This is a genomic window from Streptomyces montanisoli (assembly GCF_017813245.1).
Taxonomy (GTDB): Bacteria; Actinomycetota; Actinomycetes; order Streptomycetales; family Streptomycetaceae; genus Streptomyces; species Streptomyces montanisoli.
Genome location: NZ_JAGIQL010000328.1, coordinates 1 through 2502 on the forward strand (window position 1 = coordinate 1; position 2502 = coordinate 2502).

General features: G+C 75.9%; 2 protein-coding genes. Both read right to left on the reverse strand.

Annotated elements, in window-relative coordinates; genetic code table 11:
- Positions 1 to 163: 163 nt before the first annotated feature.
- On the reverse strand, positions 164 to 1129 hold the full coding sequence (locus JFN87_RS32875) for an ABC transporter ATP-binding protein (RefSeq protein WP_209346138.1): 966 nt from the start codon (positions 1127 to 1129) through the stop codon (positions 164 to 166).
- Positions 1126 to 2502: ABC transporter permease (locus JFN87_RS32880; RefSeq protein ID WP_209346140.1), on the reverse strand; the 1377-nt coding region annotated here is incomplete at its 5' end. The genes JFN87_RS32875 and JFN87_RS32880, both read right to left, overlap by 4 nt.

Consider the following 2502-nt stretch of genomic DNA (forward strand, 5'->3'; position numbering starts at 1 on the left):
CGCGCCGGGCAGGCGCCGCCGCGCTGGGCAGCCGCCGCCGTGCACGCGAACCGGCCCTCCGCCTCGCCAGGCCGTCACCGCGTCGCCCGTGCCCGGCACGGCGGTGGGTGCCGGCATGTCTGTTGCCCGTGTCAGGACCGGTCACCGGTCCTGACACGGGCGCTCACGTGCCGGCGGTGTCGTCGTCCGGGCGTATCTCTATGTGGTCGGGTTCGAGGTCGAGCGCCACCCGGTGCTCCATGCCGAGCGCCTCCGTGTACTCCTTCGGGAGCTGGAGGCGGCCCGCACGGTCGAGCGTCGCGTACTCGCGGGCGACCAGGCTCTCCTGGCCCGTCTCCGCGTCCACCTGCGTGCGGCGCAGCACCTCCGAGGACGTGCGGCCGTCGCGGATCGCCACCGTGCGGCGTACCTCGGACGCCACCTTCTGGTCGTGCGTGACGATCACGATCGTGGTGCCGAGCCGCTCGTTGGCCGCGCGGAACGCGGCGAAGATCTGCTCGCCCGTCGCCGAGTCGAGCTCGCCCGTGGGCTCGTCCGCGAGCAGCACCGACGGCTCGTTCGCGAGGGCCACCGCGATCGCCACGCGCTGCTGCTGGCCGCCGGACATCTGGCGCGGCTCGCGGTCGGCGCAGTCCGCGACCTCCAGGATGTCCAGCAGCATCGCCGCGCGTTCGGCACGCTCCGCGCGGGCACGCCTGCCGCGTCCGCCGCCCCTCAGCTGCATCGGCAGCGCCACGTTCTGCGACGCCGTCAGGAACGGCATCAGGTTGCGCGCGGTCTGCTGCCAGACGAAGCCGACGACCTCGCGGCGGTAGGCGAGCCGCTCCTTCGCGCCCATGGCGAGCAGGTCGCGGCCCGCGACCCGCGCCGCGCCCGCCGTCGGCTCGTCGAGACCCGCCAGGATGTTCATCAGCGTCGACTTGCCGCTGCCCGACGCGCCGACGAGCGCCATCAACTCGCCCTTGGTGACGAGCAGGTCGAGGCCCTGGAGCGCCTGCACCTCCACGCCGTCGGTCGTGAAGACGCGCACCAGCCGGTCGCAGGTGATGAGCGCGTCGTGCCCGTACGCGGGGCGCTGTCCGCGCTCCGTCGCCCGCCGCTCGAGCTCTTCCAGGGACGTGTCACTCATCTCGGGTCTCCCGCCCTCAGCTCGATCGTCGCCCTGCGGCGCGTGGACAGCCAGGCCTGCACCGAGGCCACCCCGGCCGCGAGCACCACCACCGCCGCCGCGGGCAGCAGCAGCGACCACGGGTCGGTCACCAGACGTACGGAGGCGTCGCCGCCCTGGTCGGGCAGCGCGAGCGGTGCCAGGTCGAGGCCCGGCGCGAGGAGCCGGATCGCGGCCCAGCCGACGAGCGCGCCGCCGAGTCCGGCGAGCACCGCCTGCGGCAGCGACTCGAGCACCAGCAGCCGCCTGCCCTGACGCCTCGTCATGCCCAGTGTGCGCAGCCGCGCCAGGAGCGCGACGCGTTCGGGCGCCGCCTGCGCGACCGCGAGCAGCAGGGCGAGCACGGCGTACCCGGCGCCCGCCGCCACCGCGACCACGTAGACGCGCTCGGCGCCCGACTGAAGGGGCGAGTCCGTCAGGGCGGCCCGCACCTGCGCGAGCACCTGCACGTCCGTACCGTGCCCGGCGGCCCGTACGGTCGCGCGCAGCGCCTTCACGTCCAGGGAGGCACCCGTCACCAGCAGGCCCGTGTCCGCGTGCTGCGGCACGTACGCGGCGTCGACCAGCAGGAAGTCGCCGCCGGCTAGCGCAGGGGTCTCGTCCCGTACGGCGGTCACGCGTACCCGCAGCGACCGGTTCGTCTCCTCGATCCGCTCGGCGCCGGACCCGAGCCGCTTCGCCACGGCGGGCGAGGCGATGGCCGGCAGCGTGGCCGTGTCCCGCGCGGAGCCGGCGGAGCCGTGGCGGGTCAGCAGCCCGGCGTCGAAGGCGCCACGGCCCGTGCGGGCGGCGAGGCGCGCGTACGACGCGGGGTCGACGGCCACCAGCGTCACCACGGAGCCCTGGCCAGGCGCCGCCGTGGAACCGGGCAACTGGACGTCACGGCGCTGCTCGACGGCCGTCATGTCCGTGACGCCCGGTATCTTCCGCACGGAGCGGGCAAGGCCCTCGGGCAGCTTTTCCGCGGCGGTCACCGAGGCGTCCGCGCCCACGGCCGTCAGCGCCGCGTCGTCGCGTGCGTGCGTCACACCGGCGAGCACGGAGCCGCCGAAGCCGGCCGTCGTCAGCGCGATCAGCAGCGCGAGCAGCGGCAGCGACGCCGCCACGGGCGTGCGCCCGGCGCGCGCGAGCGAGAGGAAGCCGGTCGCGCCGCGCCGCCGCGCCACCGGCAGCGCGGCGAGCCGCAGCGGCAGCGGGTAAAGCCGGCCGAGCACCAGCGCGGCGATCACGCCGATGAGCACGGGCGCGAGGCTGACGAGCTGGTCCACGCCCCCCGACGCGTCGGCGCCGCGCTCGCGCAGCGCCACGACCGCGCCCACGGCCAGGAGCAGCAC

Excerpts from the sequence above, each read along its gene's own strand:
- JFN87_RS32875 (WP_209346138.1), bottom strand. The coding sequence starts at position 1,129 with ATGAGTGACACGTCCCTGGAAGAGCTCGAGCGGCGGGCGACGGAGCGC.